Origin of the sequence: Burkholderia metallica, from assembly GCF_001718555.1 — a bacterium.
In the GTDB taxonomy this organism is placed as follows: domain Bacteria; phylum Pseudomonadota; class Gammaproteobacteria; order Burkholderiales; family Burkholderiaceae; genus Burkholderia; species Burkholderia metallica.
In genome coordinates this window covers 1,045,618-1,063,896 of record NZ_CP013403.1, presented here as the reverse complement: position 1 = coordinate 1,063,896, position 18,279 = coordinate 1,045,618, and the positions used below count along the sequence as shown (strand labels likewise).

Annotated in this window: 16 protein-coding genes; 4 read left to right on the top strand and 12 right to left on the bottom strand. The window is 69.1% G+C overall.

Annotated features, from left to right (window positions below; genetic code table 11):
• Nucleotides 1-129: 129 nt before the first annotated feature.
• Nucleotides 130-3,669: an ABC transporter ATP-binding protein/permease gene (locus WJ16_RS24505; RefSeq protein WP_069259634.1), complete on the bottom strand. Its 3,540-nt coding sequence runs from the start codon at nt 3,667-3,669 to the stop codon at nt 130-132.
• Nucleotides 3,670-3,786: 117 nt separating this feature from the next.
• Here WJ16_RS24505 and WJ16_RS24500 point away from each other — a divergent pair, with 117 nt between their 5' ends.
• Nucleotides 3,787-4,749 (top strand): LysR family transcriptional regulator, encoded by a 963-nt coding sequence (locus tag WJ16_RS24500; protein WP_069259633.1) that lies wholly within the window; start codon nt 3,787-3,789, stop codon nt 4,747-4,749.
• Nucleotides 4,750-4,776: 27 nt separating this feature from the next.
• On the opposite strand, the gene WJ16_RS24495 is transcribed toward WJ16_RS24500, so the two are convergent.
• The gene (locus WJ16_RS24495; protein ID WP_069259632.1) at nt 4,777-5,148 is read right to left on the bottom strand and encodes an MAPEG family protein; all 372 of its coding nucleotides are present in this window, start codon (nt 5,146-5,148) and stop codon (nt 4,777-4,779) included.
• A gap of 302 nt (nt 5,149-5,450) precedes the next feature.
• Here WJ16_RS24495 and alr point away from each other — a divergent pair, with 302 nt between their 5' ends.
• Complete coding sequence (gene alr / locus WJ16_RS24490; protein WP_069259631.1) at nt 5,451-6,572, top strand: alanine racemase; 1,122 nt, start codon at nt 5,451-5,453, stop codon at nt 6,570-6,572.
• A gap of 163 nt (nt 6,573-6,735) precedes the next feature.
• Here alr and WJ16_RS24485 read toward each other — a convergent pair whose 3' ends face one another.
• Nucleotides 6,736-7,530 (bottom strand): enoyl-CoA hydratase, encoded by a 795-nt coding sequence (locus tag WJ16_RS24485; RefSeq protein WP_069259630.1) that lies wholly within the window; start codon nt 7,528-7,530, stop codon nt 6,736-6,738.
• Between the two features lie 193 nt (nt 7,531-7,723).
• Complete coding sequence (locus tag WJ16_RS24480; protein ID WP_069259629.1) at nt 7,724-9,145, bottom strand: MFS transporter; 1,422 nt, start codon at nt 9,143-9,145, stop codon at nt 7,724-7,726.
• Nucleotides 9,146-9,278: 133 nt separating this feature from the next.
• On the opposite strand from WJ16_RS24480, the gene WJ16_RS24475 reads away from it, so the two are divergent.
• Nucleotides 9,279-10,160: a LysR family transcriptional regulator gene (locus WJ16_RS24475; RefSeq protein ID WP_069261119.1), complete on the top strand. Its 882-nt coding sequence runs from the start codon at nt 9,279-9,281 to the stop codon at nt 10,158-10,160.
• An 8-nt stretch (nt 10,161-10,168) separates the two neighbouring features.
• Here the strand turns inward: WJ16_RS24475 and WJ16_RS24470 are convergent, their stop codons facing one another.
• The 3 genes from WJ16_RS24470 to WJ16_RS24460 form a co-directional block, all read right to left on the bottom strand.
• Nucleotides 10,169-10,633 (bottom strand): DUF3592 domain-containing protein, encoded by a 465-nt coding sequence (locus tag WJ16_RS24470; protein ID WP_069259628.1) that lies wholly within the window; start codon nt 10,631-10,633, stop codon nt 10,169-10,171.
• A gap of 10 nt (nt 10,634-10,643) precedes the next feature.
• Nucleotides 10,644-11,228, bottom strand: a complete 585-nt coding sequence (locus tag WJ16_RS24465) for a hypothetical protein (protein WP_069259627.1) — start codon at nt 11,226-11,228, stop codon at nt 10,644-10,646.
• Between the two features lie 144 nt (nt 11,229-11,372).
• On the bottom strand, nt 11,373-12,278 hold the full coding sequence (locus WJ16_RS24460; RefSeq protein WP_069259626.1) for a LysR family transcriptional regulator: 906 nt from the start codon (nt 12,276-12,278) through the stop codon (nt 11,373-11,375).
• A gap of 90 nt (nt 12,279-12,368) precedes the next feature.
• Here WJ16_RS24460 and WJ16_RS24455 point away from each other — a divergent pair, with 90 nt between their 5' ends.
• Nucleotides 12,369-12,899: a DMT family transporter gene (locus tag WJ16_RS24455; protein WP_069259625.1), complete on the top strand. Its 531-nt coding sequence runs from the start codon at nt 12,369-12,371 to the stop codon at nt 12,897-12,899.
• 42 nt (nt 12,900-12,941) lie between these two features.
• Here the strand turns inward: WJ16_RS24455 and WJ16_RS24450 are convergent, their stop codons facing one another.
• The 5 genes from WJ16_RS24450 to WJ16_RS24430 are packed head-to-tail and all read right to left on the bottom strand — an operon-like array spanning nt 12,942 to nt 18,059.
• Nucleotides 12,942-13,307, bottom strand: coding sequence for a response regulator (locus tag WJ16_RS24450; RefSeq protein ID WP_031401467.1), 366 nt, complete (start codon nt 13,305-13,307; stop codon nt 12,942-12,944).
• Nucleotides 13,308-13,347: 40 nt separating this feature from the next.
• Nucleotides 13,348-14,307 carry a chemotaxis protein CheX gene (locus tag WJ16_RS24445; protein ID WP_069259624.1) on the bottom strand — a complete coding sequence of 320 codons (960 nt, stop codon included), beginning with the start codon at nt 14,305-14,307 and terminating at the stop codon, nt 13,348-13,350.
• 41 nt (nt 14,308-14,348) lie between these two features.
• Entirely contained in the window at nt 14,349-14,930 is a 582-nt protein-coding gene (locus WJ16_RS24440; RefSeq protein ID WP_069259623.1) for a hypothetical protein, read from the bottom strand.
• Nucleotides 14,927-15,655 carry a methyl-accepting chemotaxis protein gene (locus tag WJ16_RS24435; RefSeq protein ID WP_157126892.1) on the bottom strand — a complete coding sequence of 243 codons (729 nt, stop codon included), beginning with the start codon at nt 15,653-15,655 and terminating at the stop codon, nt 14,927-14,929. Before WJ16_RS24435 ends, WJ16_RS24440 begins: the two co-directional genes overlap by 4 nt.
• A gap of 22 nt (nt 15,656-15,677) precedes the next feature.
• Nucleotides 15,678-18,059, bottom strand: a complete 2,382-nt coding sequence (locus WJ16_RS24430) for an MCP four helix bundle domain-containing protein (RefSeq protein ID WP_069259621.1) — start codon at nt 18,057-18,059, stop codon at nt 15,678-15,680.
• Nucleotides 18,060-18,279: the final 220 nt, after the last annotated feature.

Genomic DNA, 18,279 nt, shown 5'->3' with positions numbered 1-18,279 from the left:
GTCGGTTCGACGTGCGGCGCGGCGCCGGGGCGGCCGCCCGCGCGATGCCCTCAATCGCCGGTGCGGCTCAACACATGTTGCCGAATGCGCGCGCCCCAACCGGCCGGCCGCGCGCCGCTGCGGCATCGCTTACGCCGCCACCCCACTCGCCTGATGCGACACGAGCCGCGCATACGCACCCTGCCGCGCCATCAGGTTCGCATGCCGTCCGGCCTCGATCACGCTGCCGTGCTCCATCACGAGGATCAGGTCGGCATTGCGCACGGTCGACAGCCGGTGCGCGATGACGATCGACGTGCGCTGCGTCATCAGGTCTTCCAGCGCCGCGCGGATCTGCTGCTCGCTGATCGTATCCAGATGGGACGTCGCTTCGTCGAGGATCAGCACCGGCGCATCCTTCAGGAACGCGCGCGCAATCGCGACACGCTGGCGCTGGCCGCCCGACAGTTGCACGCCGCGCTCGCCAACGCGCGTCGCGAGCCCGTCCGGCAGCCGCGCGACGAATTCGCCGAGCGCCGCATGGTCGATCGCACGCCGCACGTCCGCGTCGGACGCATCGTTCGCCGCGAGCCGGATGTTCGCTTCGAGCGTGTCGTTGAACAGGTAGGTATCCTGCGCAACGAGCGCGATGTGCTGCCGCAGGTCGTCGAGCCGCAAGTCGCGCAGGTCGACGCCGCCGAGCGTCACGCGGCCTTGCTGCGGGTCCCAGAAGCGCAGCAGCAGGCTCGCGACCGTCGATTTGCCGGCGCCCGATGCGCCGACCAGCGCGACGGTACTGCCGCGCGGCACCTCGAAACTCACGCGGTCGATCGCGGGCACGCTGCGGCCCGGATACGTGAAGCTCGCGGCTTCGAAACGCACCGCCGGATCGGCGGGCATCGCGTGCGTGCCGTCGGTCACCGGCACGGGTTCCTTCTCCAGCGCACGCAGGCGGCGCGTCGACGCGATCGTGTCGGCGAGCTGGCGCGCGACCTGGCCGATTTCGGCCACCGGCATGAACGCGGCCACCGCGACCAGCACCAGCAGCGGCAACGACTCGCGCGGAAACCAGCCGCGCGCGCACAGCAGCGCGCCGAGCGCCGCGACGACCAGCCCGCCGAGCCCACTCGCGACTTCCAGCGCGGCGCTCTGCGACGACAGGTCGTCGAGCAGCTTCGCGCGCTGCTTCCGGTATGCATCGACTTCGGCCACGAACGCGTCGCGCCGGCGCGCCACGGCCTGGAACGCGGTCAGCTCCGCGAGCCCCTGGATCGTTTCGGTCAGGTGCGCGCCAAGCTGGCCGAGCGCTTCGCGCGCGCCGGTGCCGAGCCGGTCGACCTCGCGCCGCGCGAGCACCGGCGCGAGCCCGGCCCACAACAGGAACGGCAGCAGCACGAGCGCGAGCGGCCACGCAATCGATGCGAGCAGCACCAGCACCGCGGCCGGCACGAGCACCGCGACGAATGCGGGCGCGAGCGTGTGCGCATAGAAATACTCGACGGTCTCGACGTCCTGCGTCGCGAGCGACACCAGATCGCCGGACCGGCGGCGCAGCAGCCCGGCCGGCGCCAGACGTTCGAGCGTCGCGAACAGCGCGATGCGCATTTCCGCGAGCAGCCGGTAGGCCATGTCGTGCGCGAGCCACGATTCGAGCCAGTGCAGCACGGCCGCCACCGGCGCGATCACGAGCAGCGCGGTGACTAGCGCCGGGCTCACGTGCCCGCCCGGCACCGCTCCAACCACCAGCGCGCCGATCACGCCGACGCCGATGAACGCGAGCACGCGGCCGATCCCGAACAGCACCGTCAGCACGACCTTGCCCGTCCACGGACGCACGAAGCGCAGCAGCGTCTGCAAGGTTTCCGGCCAGCCGACTTCGGCCGCATCGTCGTTCAGCGGCCGCACCTGCGGGCCCGACGATACGCGTGCGGTAACACCGGCCGGCGCCGTCGCGCCGACCGTTTCGGCGACCGCTTCCAGTTGCGGCCCCATCAGCCGGCGATACGGGCCGTCGCGCGCGATCAGCGCCGCGTGCGTGCCCTCGTCGACCACCCGTCCCTGGTCGAGCACCAGGATGCGGTCGGCGCCGATCACGCTGGACAGCCGGTGCGCGAGCACGAGCGTCGTACGCCCGCGCGTGAGCCGGTCGAGCGCCTGCTGGATCAGCGCTTCGTTCTCCGCATCGACCGACGACAACGCCTCGTCGAGCAGCAGGATCGGCACGTCGCGCAGCAGCGCACGCGCAATCGCGATGCGCTGGCGCTGACCGCCCGACAGCATGAGCCCGCGCTCACCGATGCGCGTCGCGTAGCCGTCGGGCAGCGCCGAGATGAAATCGTGCGCGTTGGCCGCGCGCGCGGCGGCGATCATGTCCGCGTCGGTCGCGTCGGGGCGGCCGAGCCGCAGGTTGTCGGCGACGCTGCCGTCGAACAGCGTCGCATCCTGCGCGACGACCGCGATCATTTCACGCACCTGGCCGGCATCGAGCGTGCGCACGTCGCGGCCGCCGATGCGGATTGCGCCGCCCTGCGCATCGTGCTGGCGCAGCAGCAGGCGCACGATCGTCGATTTGCCCGCGCCGCTCGGCCCGACGATCGCCACCGTCTCGCCTTCGCGCACCGAGAAGCTCAGCGCCGCATGCGCATCCGCGCGGCGGCCCGGATACGCGAAGCTGACCGCGTCGAACGCGATCTCCGGCCGCAGGCCCGTCACGCGCGGCGCGTCGGCGGCCGGCGCGTGGCTCTGCGCGTCGAGCAGCGCGTGGATCGCATTCGCGGCCGACTGGCCGATCATCCCCTGGTGCAACACCGACCGCAGGTCGCGCAGCGGCCGGAAGATTTCACTGCCGGCCATCAGCACGATCAGCAGCGCCTCCAGGCTCATGTCGCCGTGCCGCACGCGCCACGCGCCGACCGCGATCGCGACGGCCGCGCCCAGGCCGGTGCCGAGATCGGTGAAGAAGCGCGTCAGCAGGCCGAGCGCGAGCACCCAGAACGTGCTGTCGGACAGCGCGCGCGCCTTCGCGGCCAGCTTCGCGCCGAACGCCGTGCTTTGCCCGAACGCCTTCAGCGTCGGCAGGCCCTGCACCGCGTCGAGAAACTCCTCGCCGAATGCCTTGAACGCGGCCGAACGCGCGAGCGCGGCGCGCTTGTCGGCGCGATGCACGAGCTGCGGCAACGCGAGCGTGACGAGAGCCGCGACCAGCAGGATCGCGGCCGTCGGCACGTCCCACCACGCGAGGACCGCGAAGATCATCACCGGGGCACAGGCGGCGATCACGAGCTGCGGCAGGTAGGTGCCGAAAAAGGTCTGCAACTGCTCGACGCCGTCGACGACGGCCAGCATCACGCCGCCCGTGCGTTCGCCGCTGAACCACGCGGGGCCGAGCGCGGCGATCCGGTCGAACAGCCGCGCGCGCAGCGTGGCCTGCACGCGCCCGGCCGTGTGCTGCGCGAGCACCGTGCGGCGATGATCGAGCCATGCGCGCAGCAGCACGCAGGCCGCCGTTGCAGCGACGGCTTCGCCGATGCTGCGCGCCGGCGCGCCGGAAAAGACCAGCGCCAGCACGCGGCCGAGAAATACGAAGCGCAGGATGCCGACACCCATCGCGAGCAGGCCGAGCGCGACGGCCGCGGCCACCCGCCAGCGCAGCCCCGCCATCATCGCCCATAGTCGTCGGTCGAAATACATGAAGCCCTCCAGTCGTATCTGTGACGTTTTTGTTGACCGGATCGAGGCTACCCGCGCAGCCCGCGCGCGGCAAAAGATGATTTTTCAACGGGTGTTGAGTCAACTACAATACCCCGCATGTCGCATCTCCCTCCCCTCAGCGCATTGCGGGCTTTCGAGGCGGCCGTCCGCCTCGGCGGGTTCGCGCGCGCGGCAGTCGAGCTGAACGTGTCGACCAGCGCGGTCAGCCACCAGATCCGCGCGCTCGAGGAATCGCTCGGCGCGCGGCTGCTCGAACGCAGCACGGGGCTCGGCGGCATCAGCCTCACGCCGGCCGGCGCACGCCTGCTGCCGGCCGTCAGCGATGCGCTGTCGCGCCTGACCGACGCCTGTGCGGAGATTCGCGGCACCGCACAACGGCTGACGGTTTCCGCCAACGCGCCGTTTTCGGCAATGTGGCTCGCCCGCCGCCTCGCGGAATTCTCGTCGCTTCATCCCGACACGCCACTGCACGCGGTCGTGCTCGACGACGAGCCGGATTTCGCGCGCAGCGGCATCGACCTGGCGATCGTGCACGTGCCCGCGCACCGGCTGCGGGCCGACGACGACGTGCTGATGCGGGAGACCGTGTTCCCGGTCTGCAGCCCCGAACTGTTTCCGTACGCATCGGGGTACGTGTGCCGGTCGCGGCTGCTGCAGGAGATGCACGAGCACAGCCCCGAGATCGACTGGCGCAACTGGGCGTCGGAATTCGGTTTGCCAGGCGACTTCGAGACGAAGATCGTCCGTTACAGCAGCTTCAGCCAGGTGATCGGCGCGGCGGTCGGCGGTGCGGGCATCGCGCTCGGCCGCATGCCGCTGATCGAGCCCGACCTGCGCAGCGGCCGCCTGGTGCCGTTGAAGCCGGGCATCGAACGCGCCGCGTCGTGGCGCTTCGTGCTGCGCCGCAACCCGTCGACGCGGCACCGGTTGCTCGATCCGCTGATCGCGTTCCTGCGTCGCGAAGCGGAAGCGCAAGCCGCGCCGGTCGCAGGCCCGATCGTTGCGCGCGCATCCAACGACAGTCTCGTGCGCGGCACGGGCGGCGCGACCGGCAAGTAACGCGCGGGCCTCGCCCGCATGCGCCGCTTACGGCGCGGCGAAGAACAGCGCGACCACGCACGCCATCCCGCCGAACCACACGAGCGAGCGCAGCGACGCCCAGTTCAGCAGGTACATCAGCATATACACGACGCGCAACGCGACGAATGCCATCGCGAGCTGATCGACGCGATGCACGTTCGCGCCGTTGTGCCACGCGACCACCAGCGCGGCCGTGAACAGCGCGAGCGCTTCCCATGTGTTCTGGTGCGCGGCCTGCGCGCGGGCGCGCCAGCCTTCGAGCTTCGCCAGGTATTCGCGCGGCGCGTGGTTGTCGTAGCCCTTGCGGGCCTTCGCGAGAAACGTCATCGGGAACGGCAACAACGCGACGATGAACAGGCACAGCTGGGACGTCGTCATCAAAAGTCTCCTCCTTTATGATTACATTGATCAATGACAAGATCGCCGAGAGCTTAGCATCGCGTCGTGCCGTTCGCGCACCGGTTTTCTAGACGGGAGACTCGGCTGCACGGGCCGCCGGCAGCCGCGGCGAGCCTTGTGCGACACCTCAAATTCCACCAAATCATCGACAAATACGTTAATTAAAACTGGTCGAACACCAATAAGATAGCGTTCAACACTGGCCTGACGCACTATCGCGCCAGCCTGCCGTTTCAATCCGCGCGCCGCGCCCCGAACGACATCCGATCCGAGACATCGCCATGCCCCGTCCCATCGTCGCCCATATCCGCCCCGACGCCGTCCGCCACAACCTCGACTTCATCCGCCGCACCGCCGCGCAATCGCGCGTGTGGGCCGTCGTCAAGGCCAACGCATACGGCCACGGGATCGAGCGGATCTACCCGGGCCTCGCTGCCGCCGACGGCATCGCGCTGCTCGATCTCGACGAAGCGGTGCGCGTGCACGAGCTCGGCTGGGACAAGCCCGTGCTGCTGCTCGAAGGGATCTTCGAGCCGGCCGACGTCGAACTGGCCGATCGCTACCGGCTGACGGTAGCCGTGCATTGCGACGAACAGCTCGACCTGCTGATCGCGGCTAAGCCGCAGCAGCCGATCGACATCCAGCTCAAGATGAACTCCGGGATGAACCGGCTCGGCTATCGCCCGGCCGCTTTCCGTGCCGCGTGGGAACGTGCAGCCAACGCGCCGTCGATCGGCAAGATCACGCTGATGATGCATTTCGCGAACGCCGACGAAGGCGAAGTCGACTGGCAGCTCGACCAGTTCGATGCGGCCACGGCGGGGATTCCGGGCGAGCGCTCGGCGTCGAATTCGGCCGCCGTGCTGTGGCATCCGCGCGCGCACCGCGACTGGGTGCGGCCCGGCACGATCCTGTATGGCGCGTCTCCGACGGGTGCATCGCGGCATATCGCCGATACGCCGCTGATGCCCGCGATGACGCTGTCGAGCCGGATCATCGGCGTGCAGACGCTGTCACCGGAAGAAACCGTCGGCTACGGCCGCCGCTTCACGGCCGACCGGGCGATGCGGATCGGCGTCGTCGCGTGCGGCTATGCGGACGGCTATCCGCGCCACGCGCCGACCGGCACGCCGATCGCGGTGGACGGCGTGATGACGCGCGTCGTCGGCCGCGTGTCGATGGACATGCTGACCGTCGACCTGACGCCGTGCCCGAACGCGGGCATCGGGTCGAGCGTCGAGCTGTGGGGCGACCAGGTGAAGGTGGATGACGTGGCGGAAGCCAGCGGCACGATCGGCTACGAGCTGATGTGCGCACTCGCGCGTCGCGTGCCGGTCGTGATCGTGCCGCCGGGTGCGTCGAGCGAACAGCCCGCGCTGCGCACCGGAAGCTACGGACGCTGACCGGCGTCGATGCGGCGGCGTGCCCTCGCGCCGCCTTGTGTACTGCTTCGGTGATGGCTTCGGTTGCGGGTCGCCTCGGGCGGCCCGCTTGCGTTTCCGGGCAAGCGGCAGGCGCGCGTTGCCGCCCTTCCCGCTTCGCTCGACACGCGCGTTCGTCAATGCACTACGAGCGCCACGTCGGCTTGCGCTTTTCGAGGAACGCATCGATGCCTTCGCCCGCGTCCTCTTCCATCATGTTGCGCGCCATCACGTCGCCCGCGTACGCGTAGGCTTCGTCGAGCGGCAATTCGCGCTGGCGGTAGAACATCTGCTTGCCGTAGCGAACCGCCGCCGGGCTCTTCGCGACGATCTCCGCGACCTTGCGCGCGACGGCCGCATCGAGCGCGTCCTCGGGCACGGCCTCGTTGACGAGCCCCCACGCGGCGGCCGTCGCCGCATCGACGAAGCGCCCGGTCACGAGCATGTCGAACGCGCGCTTCGCCGTGACGTTGCGGCTCAATGCAACGGCCGGCGTCGAACAGAACAGCCCGACGTTGATGCCCGATACCGCGAAGCGCGCGGTATCGGCCGCGATCGCGAGGTCGCACGCGGCGACGAGCTGGCAGCCGGCCGCCGTCGCAATGCCGTGCACGCGCGCGATCACGGGCACCGGCAACGCACGCATCGCGAGCATCACGCGGCTGCACCGCGCGAACAGCGTGCGGTAGTAGTCGAGTTCGGGCTTGCCGCGCATCTGCCGCAGGTCGTGGCCCGCGCAGAACGCGTTGCCTTGCGCGGCCAGCACGACGCAGCGCACGTGCGGATCGGCCGCGAGCGACGCAAACGCATCGTGCAGGCCCGCGAGCATCGCCTCGGACAACGCGTTGAACTGCTGCGGCCGGTTCAGCCGTAGCGTGACGACGCCGTCGTGCGCATCGCGCAGCAGGATCGGCCCGGCAGTCTGTTGATCGGATTCCATGATGTTCCGCTCGATGGGGTTCGGCAGGAGTCGATGCGGCGCGAACGGGCGGCCGATGAGGCACGCACGCTCACGGCACCGTGACGATAAATGGTCCTCCACATTCCGCGCGGCGTCCAGTCGCGCGGCCGCACGTGCGTGCGCGGTGGTCTGCGTGCCGCCGTACCCGCGTGCGGACCACGCGATTCGCGCGTCAGCGGCCTCGCTGCGCGGTTTTCGCCGTGCCGGCCGTCCGCGCGGCAACGGCGGCCGTCGCATAGGCGACACAAGCGACCGCCGCAACCGCCCACAGCGCGGCGGTCGGATTCGGCAACAGCATCGTCGCGGCGCTGGCGATGGCCACGCCGAAGAGGCTTCCCGCCTGTCGCGCCGCATTGAGGAATCCCGACGCCACGCCCGCCGCGTCCGCGGGCACCTGTTCGAGTACGGTCGCGATCATCGGCGCCACGGACAGCGCGGTCCCCGTGCCGAATGCGGCCATCGCCGTCCAGGCCACCGGCCACGGCGCGCGCAGCGCAAGCGCGGCCGCGAGCGCCGGAATGGCCAGCGCCGCCATCCCGAGACCGTTTGCCATCAGCCGGGCCGGGTGCACCCGCCCCTGCAATTTTCCGGACAACAGATTGCCGAGCGACAGGCTCAGCGCGAACGGCAACAGCGTCAGCCCCGTCTGCCGCGCGCTCATGCCGAGGCTCCCGTGCAGGTACAGGCTCAGCACGAACAGCAAGCCGAAGTAGCCGACATAGACGAGGCTGCCCATCAGGTTCATCGCGACGAAGGTGCGATTGCGAAACCACGCCAGCGGAACCATCGGATCGCGAACACGCCGCTCGATGACGACCAGCGCGGCGGCGGCGAGGCCGGCGACCAGCAGCGCGCACCGGACTTCCGCCGCGCCCGGGCCGCGCGTCGGCAGTTCGATCACGGCGAAACACAGCGCGCCGAGCGCCATCGCCCCGACACACTGGCCGGCCCAATCGAAGTGGCGCGTTTGCCGCGCGACCGACGCCCGCACGAGTACGGCCGCCCCGGCAAACGCGACCGCGCCGGTCGGCACATTGATCAGGAACGCACTGCGCCAGCCGAAATCGTCCACGAGGATGCCGCCCAGCACCGGCCCCACGGCCACCGCAACCGACGCGATGCCCGCCCAGACCGCAATCGCCCGCGCCCGCTCGGCAGGCACGTCGAAGGTGCCGCGCACGACCGCGAGGGACGCGGGTAAAAAGAGCGCGGCGCCCATGCCCTGCACGAATCTCGCGGCCACGAGGACGGCCACGGACGATGCGAAGCCGCATCCCGCCGATGCGGCGACGAACAGCGCCAGCCCCGCGAGATAGACGTGCTTCGCGCCGAACCGGTCGGACAGCGCGCCGCCCGCGAGAATCAGCGCGGCGAAGCTGAGCGTGTACGCGTCGACGATCCACGCGAGCGCCGCGACCGTCGCACCAAGACTCGCGCGCATCGCCGGCAGCGCAACGTTGACGATCGTCGTATCGAGTACCGCCATGAACATTCCGATCGCGACCAGCGCAAGCGTGAAGCGGCGTTCGCGGGCCGTCGGGCGGCCCGCTGCCATGACGGGTACGGGAAGGGAAACAGGCGTGCAATCGGGCATGAAACCTCCAGGCAGATGCCGGGAGTCTAGAAACGGCACGCGATGCGGAAAAGTGATAATTTCGCATTTGCCTGATGCAGATATGCATCTCCACTGCCTGCCGCCATCCTGCCCGATGACACTGCCGACCCGCATGAACTGGGACAACGCCCGCTTCTTCCTGGCCCTCGCGCGCACCGGCACGCTGCGCGGCGCCGCGGCGCAACTGAACGTCGATCAGGCGACGGTGGGGCGTCGGATCGCCGCGCTCGAAGACGAACTCTCGGCCCGCCTGTTTCTCCGAACGCCCGCCCTCTATGTGCTGACGACCGCCGGCGAGGCGTTGCTCGAGCCCGCCGAAACGATGGAACGGGCGTCGCTCACGATCGAGCGGCGCGTGATGGGCCTCGACGAGCAGCTTGCCGGGTCCGTGCGAATCGCCACGACCGACACGCTCGGCAAGCGCTTCGTGATTCCCGCCATCGCCAGCTTGCGGCGCAGGCATGCCGGCATCGACGTCGTGTGCGTGACGTCGGCCGAGATCGCCAATCTCACGCGCCGCGAAGCGGATCTCGCGATTCGCACGTTGCGGCCGGAATCGCCGGACCTGATCGTCAGGCGGCTCGGGCATCTCGAAACGGGCATCTACGCATCGCGCCGCTACCTGGCCGAGCGTGGCGAACCGGCCGCGGGCAGCGCGTTCGAGGGACACGATCTGGTGATGTACCAGCAGCCGGTGGTGCCGACGATGTGGGACGCCCTGTGCGGCGAATCGACGTCGCGCGGCCGCGTGATGTTCCAGACATCGTCGACGATGATGCTGGTCGAAGCCGCCCTTGCGGGGCTCGGCATCGCGGAGCTGCCGTGCTTTCGCGCGGAAACCGAGCCGGAACTGGTGCGCCTCATGCCCCGACGATGCAATCATTTCGACGTGTGGCTCGTCGCGCATGCCGATCTGTACAAGACCGCACGCGTGCAGGCGGTGATCGAAGCCGTCGTCGACGAATTCGCGAGCGTCGCGCCGTCAGGCCGGTAACGAACGCGCTACGGCTTCAGCGCGCGGCCGATCCGCCTGCCGCGCCATGCGCGCACGCCCGAGCGCAGGTGGCCGACACCGACGAGAAAAAAGACGGCACCCATCGCGCCGAAGGTCAGTACGCCGCCCCAGATCCCCCCGAACGTATTCATTCGCGCCGTCATCTTCGGTGCGTCGGGCAGATAACGCACCTCGACGCTCGCGCCGTCCTGCACGCTGACCGCGCCGCCCTGCGCGTATTCGACCCGCTCGCCCGCGAGCGTCGTGAACGCGATCTCCGGATGATGCGGCCCCGCGTTCAGCTTGACGACGCGCCCCGGCACGACGACCGACGCCTGCAGGAATTCACGCGTCGACTGCGCGTACAGTGCAGTGCCGATCAGCAGGCACGTGCCCGCGACGGTGAAAACGATGCCCTTCGCAATCAGCATCTCCGTCTGCTGCGCGGCACTGCGGCCGGCTCCGGACGCCATCGCGCTCGCCTCAATGACGCGACTGATAGAACGACACGTCGATCTTCGACGGCGTCTTGCAGCGATACATCACGCCGCGCCCCGTTTCGTCGGTCACGCCTTCGTACGGGCCGTTGCAGCCGGTGACCTTGTACTGCGCGAACGGAATGCGCTGGCCGTCCTGCGGCCGGACCAGCACCGGGATGCGCGCCGTCGGGCCGTCGCCGATCGTGCGGACGAGCACCATGCGCGACGCATCGATCGGCGCGGCGGAACGCATGTAGATCGTGCGCCCCCGCGCGTCGGTCGTGCCTTCGACTTCGAGTTCCCGGTTGTCCTGGGCTGCGCGCGCGTAGAGCACGAACGCATAGCGCGTGTACGGCAGCGCCTCCTTCGTCGCGGGATCGTGCAGCACGAAGTAGCACCCGTAGACGCCCCTGCCGCCCGTGGCCTGCCCGTCGGCCTGCACGGGGTGGCACGTGTACGACGAACCGTCGCCGACGGCCGCCTGTTGCGGATTCTGCTGCCCGGTGCCGGCGCACCCGCTTGCCAGCGCGGCCGCCAGCGTCGCGCATGCGCCGCGTACGAGCGCTGCCCGATCGATCTTGATTGTCATCGGAGGAGGTCCCGTTCCTGATGGTTGGTCCTGAATGCCGGGCGTGCCGCGCAGGTCGCGCGGGCACGCCGCCCTCGGCATCGGGCAGGATACGGACATCGCTCCGCGCTGTAAATTGCGCGCGCGGCCGGCCGCGCCGCGCGGCTACCCGCCGCTCGCGACGCGCGCGATCGTCTGCCGCAGCCAGAGGTGCGCGGCGTCGCCGTGCCGGCGTTCATGCCAGTGCTGCGCGAACTCGAACGAATCGATCGGGAACGGCGGCTCGAACACGCGCAGGCGCGCGTCGTCGCGCACACGGTCGAGATTGCGGCGCGCGACGGTCAGCACGAGGTCGGTGCCGGCGATCAGGTCGTTGGCCACGCCCCAGAACGGCAGGATCACGGCGATGTGCCGCTCGCGCCGCAGCCGCGCGAGCGCGCGATCGACTTCGTTGTCCATCCCGTCGCGCATCGCGACGAGCGCATGCGGCCGCGCGAGCCACGCGTCGAGCGCGAGTTCGCCGCGACGCGGCAGGCGGCTCGCATCGGCCATGCACGCGAACGATTCGACGAACAGCGGCTGCGCGTGCAGGTCGCGCTGCACCGCGGGCAGCACGCCGAGCGCGAGATCGACCTCGCCGTCCATCAACTGCATCCGCATCGCCTCGCGCGTGCCCTGCGACACGATCAGCTCGATGCCCGGCGCGTCGGCGCGCAGCGTCTTCACGAGCGCCGGCAGCACGATCCTCGCGCCGTAATCGGACATCGCGATGCGAAACACGCGCGTGGCCGCCGACGGATCGAACGCCGGCGGCTCGATCAGCGCGCCGAGCCGGCCGAGGACGTCGTTCAACGGCTCGACCAGCTCGTTCGCGCGCGCGGTCAGCTCCAACCGGCCCGCGCGCCGCACGAGCAGCGGATCGCCGAAGATTTCCCGCAGCCGCGCGAGCGCGTGGCTGACGGCCGGCTGGCTGCGGTGCAGCCGGACGGCGGTGCGCGAGATGTGTTTTTCGCTCAGCAGCGCATGCAGCGTCACGAGCAGGTTCAGGTCGATGCGGGCCAGATTATTCATGAAAGGAATATGAAGCATCCGAAGAACGAATTTCCATTCGCGATCTTAATGGATAACAATCATTTCAAATTTCTTTCACGATGGACCACGATGACGACTTCCCTTTCCTTCGCCACCCTTCCGCTCGCCGTCGCGGCCTTCGTCGCGGGCGCGCTCGTGCCGCTGCAAGGCGGCAGCAATGCCGCGCTCGGGCGCGCGCTCGGCCACCCGCTGTGGGCGAGCGTCGCGTCGCTGACGGTCAGCCTGCTGGCAGTGCTGCCCGTGCTGCTCGCCACGCGTGCGAACGCGCCGCTGATCGGCGACGCGCTGCAGCGCCCGCTGTGGATGTGGCTCGGCGGCCTCGCGGGCGTGATCTACATCACCCTCGCGCTGATCCTCACGCCGCGGCTCGGCGCGACGACCTTCATCGTCTGCGTCGTGGCCGGCCAAATGCTCGCGTCGCTGCTGATCGACCACTACGGGCTGATGGGGCTCGCGCAGCGGCTCGCGACGCCCGGGCGCATCGCGGGCGTCGCGCTGATCTTCGCGGGGATGATCGTCGTGCAGTGGCAAACGCCCGCGCCGCGCGTGCCGGCCGCCGCCGGCGACGTGGCGGCCGTGCAACCCGAGCCGCAGCGCTGAGCGCTGCAGCCGACCGTGGCCGCGTGCGTGGCCCGCTGCAGGTCAGCCCGCGAGCTTCTTCAGCGCGTCGAGCACCGCGTCGCCCTTGAAAGGCTTCACGATCCAGCCCTTCACGCCGGCCGCCTTGCCGCGCTCCTTCATCGCCGGGCTGCTTTCGGTCGTCAGCATCACGACGTTGACCGTCGCGTTCGCCAGTTCGCCGCGGATCTTCTCGACCATCGTCAGGCCGTCCATGTTCGGCATGTTCACGTCGCTGATCACGAGGCGCACGCCGGGCGTCGCCTTGAGCTTCGCGAGCCCGTCCTTGCCGTCGACGGCCGTCGCGACGTCGAGCCCGTGATTGCGCAGGAAGCCCGCGACCTCGTCGCGCACCGTGCCCGAATCGTCGACCACCAGAATCTTTGCCATGTCGTATTCCCCTTCCTTTCGTTGTTGCTGACTTCAATCGTCAAAACAGTTCGAGCTCGCCCGACTCGACCATCGGCCCCACGTCCTGCACCGATTCGCGGAAATCCTCCGGCGACCAGCTCAGGCTGAACACGAAGCGCTGGTCGAGACAGACGGCGCGCCCCGATGCCGGGTCGGTCATCCGGTACTTGAAGCAGAGCTGCGGGCAATCGCCGCCGAACGAGATGAACTTCTGCTTGTGATTGACGACGAGCGGCACCTGCACCGGATGGCGCGCGAGTGCCTCGGCGTCGCCGAGATAGCGGTTCTTGAACGCGCCCCACACGAGGTTGGTCAGCTCGCCGAGCACGCTGTTCACGTCGCGGAAATCCGGCGCGCGGCCGGCGTCGCGCGTGCCGCCGAGCATGTCGAGCAGCGGCTGTTCGCTCGTCTGCAGCAGCATGTAGCCGCGGCACCATGCGCTTTCGAGCGCGATCAGGCTGAACACCTCGCCGAAGATGATCTGGTCGCGCACGATGCATGGCGTTTCATGCTCGATCGTCATGCCGGGAAACAGGCTGTCGATGCGCGCCTCGGTGATCTCCGAGATGCCGCGCACGAGCGCGTTCGGGTAGTCGCGGCCGAACAGGTATTCGTCGACCGCGCGCTTGAGCGGCGTCATGTCGTCGGCGACGTAGGCCGCGCACGCGACGCGTGCCAGCGCGTCCGGCAGCCCGTCGCGCGACGCGAGCGATTCGCGGCGCAGGATGATCGGCAGCTCCGGACGCAGCGCGTCGATCTGCGTCGCGATGATCGCGCTCTCGGCCGGCGAGCCGCCGTAATCCTCGGCCAGCAGGATCGCGCCGAGGTCGATGTTCGAGCGCAGCACCTTCAGCAGCCGGTTGCGCCGCACGGTCAGGCCGACCAGGTTGTGCTCGTCGCAGAAACGCTTGATCGCGTCGGCGTGCGCGCGGCTGTCGTCGAGCACGAGCACCTTGCTGACTGGCTTGTCGAGGGTCATTTCAGGGTTCCTAAGTGTGGATCCGGGTCGATCGGGGTCGATCAGAACAGTTCCAGCTCGCCGCCGGTTTCCATCACCGCGGTATCCGGCACGTGGAAATCGACCGGCGCGTTCGCGCACACGCACAGCGTCGCGCCGATTCGCACGTCGCCGTCGAGCGTCAGGTCGTAGGACGCCACGTGACCGGGGGCCAGCGCGGGCAGGTAGTCGATGCTCGCTCCGCTCAGCAGGTACGGCGTCGACATGCCCAGGTCGGGAAACGGCACGGTCAGCGCCTGGTTGATCGCGCCGCAACACAGGTTCGCCACTTCCATGAACGCGTCGGGCAGCGGCCGAGCATTGTTCGTACTTGCGGTCGCGCCGACGAAATGGCGGCGCGTCGCGTCGTCGTCGCTGAAGCGCAGCGCGAGCAGCAGGCGGAAATGGAGCGCCGAGATCGTCAGCACGGCGACCTGCTCGGAACCCTTCTGCTTCGCGCGCGACTTCGCGTGGGCAGGATCGTGCCCGTCTTGGGCGGGGCCGGCGGCCGGACGGATGTCGCACGTGCCGCCGGACGCGAGCCGCGTGCGCGCCGCATCGAAGAAGATTCGCTCGAAGCCCGTTTTGGCCTGCGCGCTGATCACGCCGCGCCTCCTTCGATCCGCGCATGCAGTTGCCCGGCCAGCGTCTCGACGGTCGCGAGCGCCGCCGTGATCATCTTGCCGCCGGCCTGGATGTCCTGGAACGTCGCGGCCGTCACGAGATCGTTGCGGTTCAGGCTGTCGCGATAGCTGTTCGACAGTTGCTGCGAACGCGCGGCCAGCCCGCGCACCTCGCTCGCGACGATCGAGAAGCCGCGCCCGGCCGTGCCGGCGCGCGCGGCCTCGATCGACGCGTTCAGCGACACGATCGACACGTGCGCGACGATCGCCGACAGCTCCTGGTTCTTCGTGCGCATGTCGTGGTTCTGCGTGGTCAGCGAGATCATCTGCTCGTGCCAGCGCTCGAACGTGCCGGCCAGCCCGCGCAGACGCGCGGCTTCGTCGGCGATCTTCAGCACGTGCTGCGCGAGCGCCGCGCGATCGGCCGACAGCGCCTGCAGCGCGTCGCGCTGCGCGCCGGCCGCCGACGCCTCGCGCGCCAGCGCATCCTCGAGCTGCGCTTCGCGCTGCGCCCACGCGTCGGCCGCTTCCGCATGCGCGGCCACCGCCTCCGCCGCACGCGCTTGGGCCGCGTCGAGCGTGCCGCGCAACGTGTCCGCGTCGTGCTCCAGCACCGCGACGAGCCGCTTGCGCGTCACGCGAAACACGACCGCCGCCACGATCGCGACGACCGCACCGCCCGCCAATGCGGCGGCCACCTGAATCATCCACGCCTGCACGATCACGTCGTCACTCCGCCGCGCCGATATCCGCGCTGCGCGCATGCTCGTGCGCGATGCCCTGCGCGGCACCGTCCGCCGCGAAGCGGGCCGGCAACGACACGATCGTCTCGAACGCGCGGTACGGCGCGCCGACGCGATCGTCGGTGAAGCGCAGCGCGATGTCGCCGCCGTCGCGCTTCAGGAAGCTGCGCACCGCATCCATGCCGACGCCGCGCCCCGACACTTCGGTCAACGTGCTCGCGGTCGAAAAACCCGGCCGGAAGATCAGTTCGGCGACAGCTTCGTCCGACAGCGCCGTTTCATCGCCGGCATCGATCCAGCCGCGCTCGCGCGCGATGCCGCGAATCCGGTCGAGCGCGAGGCCGCGGCCGTCGTCGCTCAGCACGAACCACAGCTCGCCGCCGCCCACGCCGACCGCGATGTCGATCGTGCCGGATGCCGCCTTGCCGGCCGCGCGACGCTCGTCCGACGATTCGATGCCGTGGTCCATCGAATTGCGCAGCAGATGCATGAACACGTTCTTCAGCGTCGCGACGATTTCGCTGCGCACGCGGTGGCCGTGGCTGTCGATGTGCACGACGGGCGCCGGCTTGTCGAGCTCGGCCGCGAGCGACGGCAGCGATTCGATCACGCCGCCGAGCGCGTCGCCGATGCCCTGCGTGCCGAGCTGGCTCAGCATGCGGCGCACGGCATCGCGCGCCGCGTGCCAGTCGGACGCATTCGCCGGATCGGCGCCGTCGAGCACGCGCAGGCTCTCGCGGATGTGCGCGCGTTCGACCATCATGAAGTCGGCGCCCTGCACCGCTTCGCCGCTGCGGCCGAGCGTGACCGCGTTGATCGTCGCGTAGTGCTCGACGGCCTCGCGCACGCGCGCGAGGTCCTCCATCAGCGCATCGCGGTTCCACTCGGGGCCGCCGTCCGCACGCCGCAGCGAGTCGTACGCCTGCTCGGCTTCGTGGACGATGTTCGTCAGGTGCTGCAGGCTGTACGTGCGCGCATTGCCCTTGATCGTGTGCATGTTGCGGAACAGCGCGGCGACGATCGAGTGATCGGCGCGCTCGTGCTGGCGGATCATCCGCTCGTTCTCGCTGAGGAAGCCCTTCGCGCTGTGCACGAAGTCGTGGAACTTGTCCTGGCTGATCGACAGGATCTCGCCGATCATCTCGAGGCGGCGCTGCTGCTCGCCGGCCTGCGCGGTCAGCTCGCGAATCTCGGTCACGTCGCGCACGCACAGCATCAGGCGCACGACGGTGTCGGTCTCGTCGGTGATCGCCGACCAGCTCAGGTCGAGCCACTTGTCGCGGCCGTCCGGCATCCGTTTCGCGACTTCGTTCACGAGCAGGTGCTCGTTGAACGCGAAGTTCATGCTGTCTTCGCCGAGGCACGCGTGCACGGCCGCGTCGACCTGCGAGCGCGCGTCGGCGCCGAGGTTCGAATCGTCGAACACGAGCGCCATCAGGTCGCGGCCCGCGATGTCGTTCGTCTCGAAGATGGTTTCGAGGTACGCCGAATACTCCGCATGCACGACGCCGCCTTCGACGACGGTCAGAATCCCCTGCTGCATGTTCTGCAGCATCGCCTGGATGTCGGCCGTCTTCTGCTTGAGCTGCGCGGAGTTCTCCTGGATCTTCTCGATCATCCCGTTGAACGCGACGATCGAATGGCCGATTTCGTCCATCCGGCCCACCGGCACGCGGCGCGTGAAATCCTGGCTCGTCGCGATCTCGCTCATCGCCGTCTGCATCCCGATCAGCGGGCGCGTGATCTGGCGATACAGCAGCAGGCCGAGCGCGGTCAGCAGCACGATCACCGTGCCGGCGACGCCCGCGATCGCGGTCGCCGTCGTCGAGAGCATGCCGTTCAGCGCGCTGATCGCGTCGTCCTTCTGGCGGTTCTTCTCGACGCGCAGCGTGTCGACGATGCTTTCGAGTTCGTCGCGATACTGCGCGACGTTCGCGAACAGGTACGCCTGCGCCATCTCGGGCTTGCCGTCGGCCTTCATCTTCACGGTGTCGTCGATCGCCGCGAAATAGTTCGCCGCGCTGTCCTTCGCCTGCGACACGAGCCCGACCTGCGCGTGGCCCACCGCCGATTTCGCCTGCACGTCGAGCGCGGCGCGCAGCGCAGCCTGCTTCGCCTTCAGCTCGTCGCGCGCCTGGGCGGCGGTGTTCGCATCGGGCGCGTAGACGAGCGTCATCGTCGCGATCTGGATGTTCTTCACGTCGGCGACGAGATCGGCGGACGCGAGCGCGCTCGGCACGATTCCCTGGGTGACCTGACGCACGTCGGACGCACTCTTGCGGGTCTGGTACACGGCATAGATGCCGATCGCGGACAGCGCGAAGAACGTCAGGACGACTAGCAGCGTAATGCGATGACGGATGGTCATGAGTACAGCTCCCCGCAGCGATCCGGCTTCGATCGCCCTCTGGTCTATTGAAAGAATGTGAGCGGCGAATTATCGGGGATGGTGTATGACGTTCCGATGACCGGAAATCAATCGTTCATTGATAAAAATGCAATTAATAATTGCGAATGAAAATCCCTAAAGTTTTTCAGGAATCTGCCGTTAACCCGCTGCCTCAAGGCTTCGGACGGCGCTGCGGCAC

Coding starts and splice junctions, on each gene's coding strand:
- WJ16_RS24505 (WP_069259634.1), bottom strand. CDS start 3,669: ATGTATTTCGACCGACGACTATGGGCGATGATGGCGGGGCTGCGCTGG.
- WJ16_RS24500 (WP_069259633.1), top strand. CDS start 3,787: ATGTCGCATCTCCCTCCCCTCAGCGCATTGCGGGCTTTCGAGGCGGCC.
- WJ16_RS24495 (WP_069259632.1), bottom strand. CDS start 5,148: ATGACGACGTCCCAGCTGTGCCTGTTCATCGTCGCGTTGTTGCCGTTC.
- alr (WP_069259631.1), top strand. CDS start 5,451: ATGCCCCGTCCCATCGTCGCCCATATCCGCCCCGACGCCGTCCGCCAC.
- WJ16_RS24485 (WP_069259630.1), bottom strand. CDS start 7,530: ATGGAATCCGATCAACAGACTGCCGGGCCGATCCTGCTGCGCGATGCG.
- WJ16_RS24480 (WP_069259629.1), bottom strand. CDS start 9,145: ATGCCCGATTGCACGCCTGTTTCCCTTCCCGTACCCGTCATGGCAGCG.
- WJ16_RS24475 (WP_069261119.1), top strand. CDS start 9,279: ATGAACTGGGACAACGCCCGCTTCTTCCTGGCCCTCGCGCGCACCGGC.
- WJ16_RS24470 (WP_069259628.1), bottom strand. CDS start 10,633: ATGGCGTCCGGAGCCGGCCGCAGTGCCGCGCAGCAGACGGAGATGCTG.
- WJ16_RS24465 (WP_069259627.1), bottom strand. CDS start 11,228: ATGACAATCAAGATCGATCGGGCAGCGCTCGTACGCGGCGCATGCGCG.
- WJ16_RS24460 (WP_069259626.1), bottom strand. CDS start 12,278: ATGAATAATCTGGCCCGCATCGACCTGAACCTGCTCGTGACGCTGCAT.
- WJ16_RS24455 (WP_069259625.1), top strand. CDS start 12,369: ATGACGACTTCCCTTTCCTTCGCCACCCTTCCGCTCGCCGTCGCGGCC.
- WJ16_RS24450 (WP_031401467.1), bottom strand. CDS start 13,307: ATGGCAAAGATTCTGGTGGTCGACGATTCGGGCACGGTGCGCGACGAG.
- WJ16_RS24445 (WP_069259624.1), bottom strand. CDS start 14,307: ATGACCCTCGACAAGCCAGTCAGCAAGGTGCTCGTGCTCGACGACAGC.
- WJ16_RS24435 (WP_157126892.1), bottom strand. CDS start 15,655: ATGATTCAGGTGGCCGCCGCATTGGCGGGCGGTGCGGTCGTCGCGATC.
- WJ16_RS24430 (WP_069259621.1), bottom strand. CDS start 18,059: ATGACCATCCGTCATCGCATTACGCTGCTAGTCGTCCTGACGTTCTTC.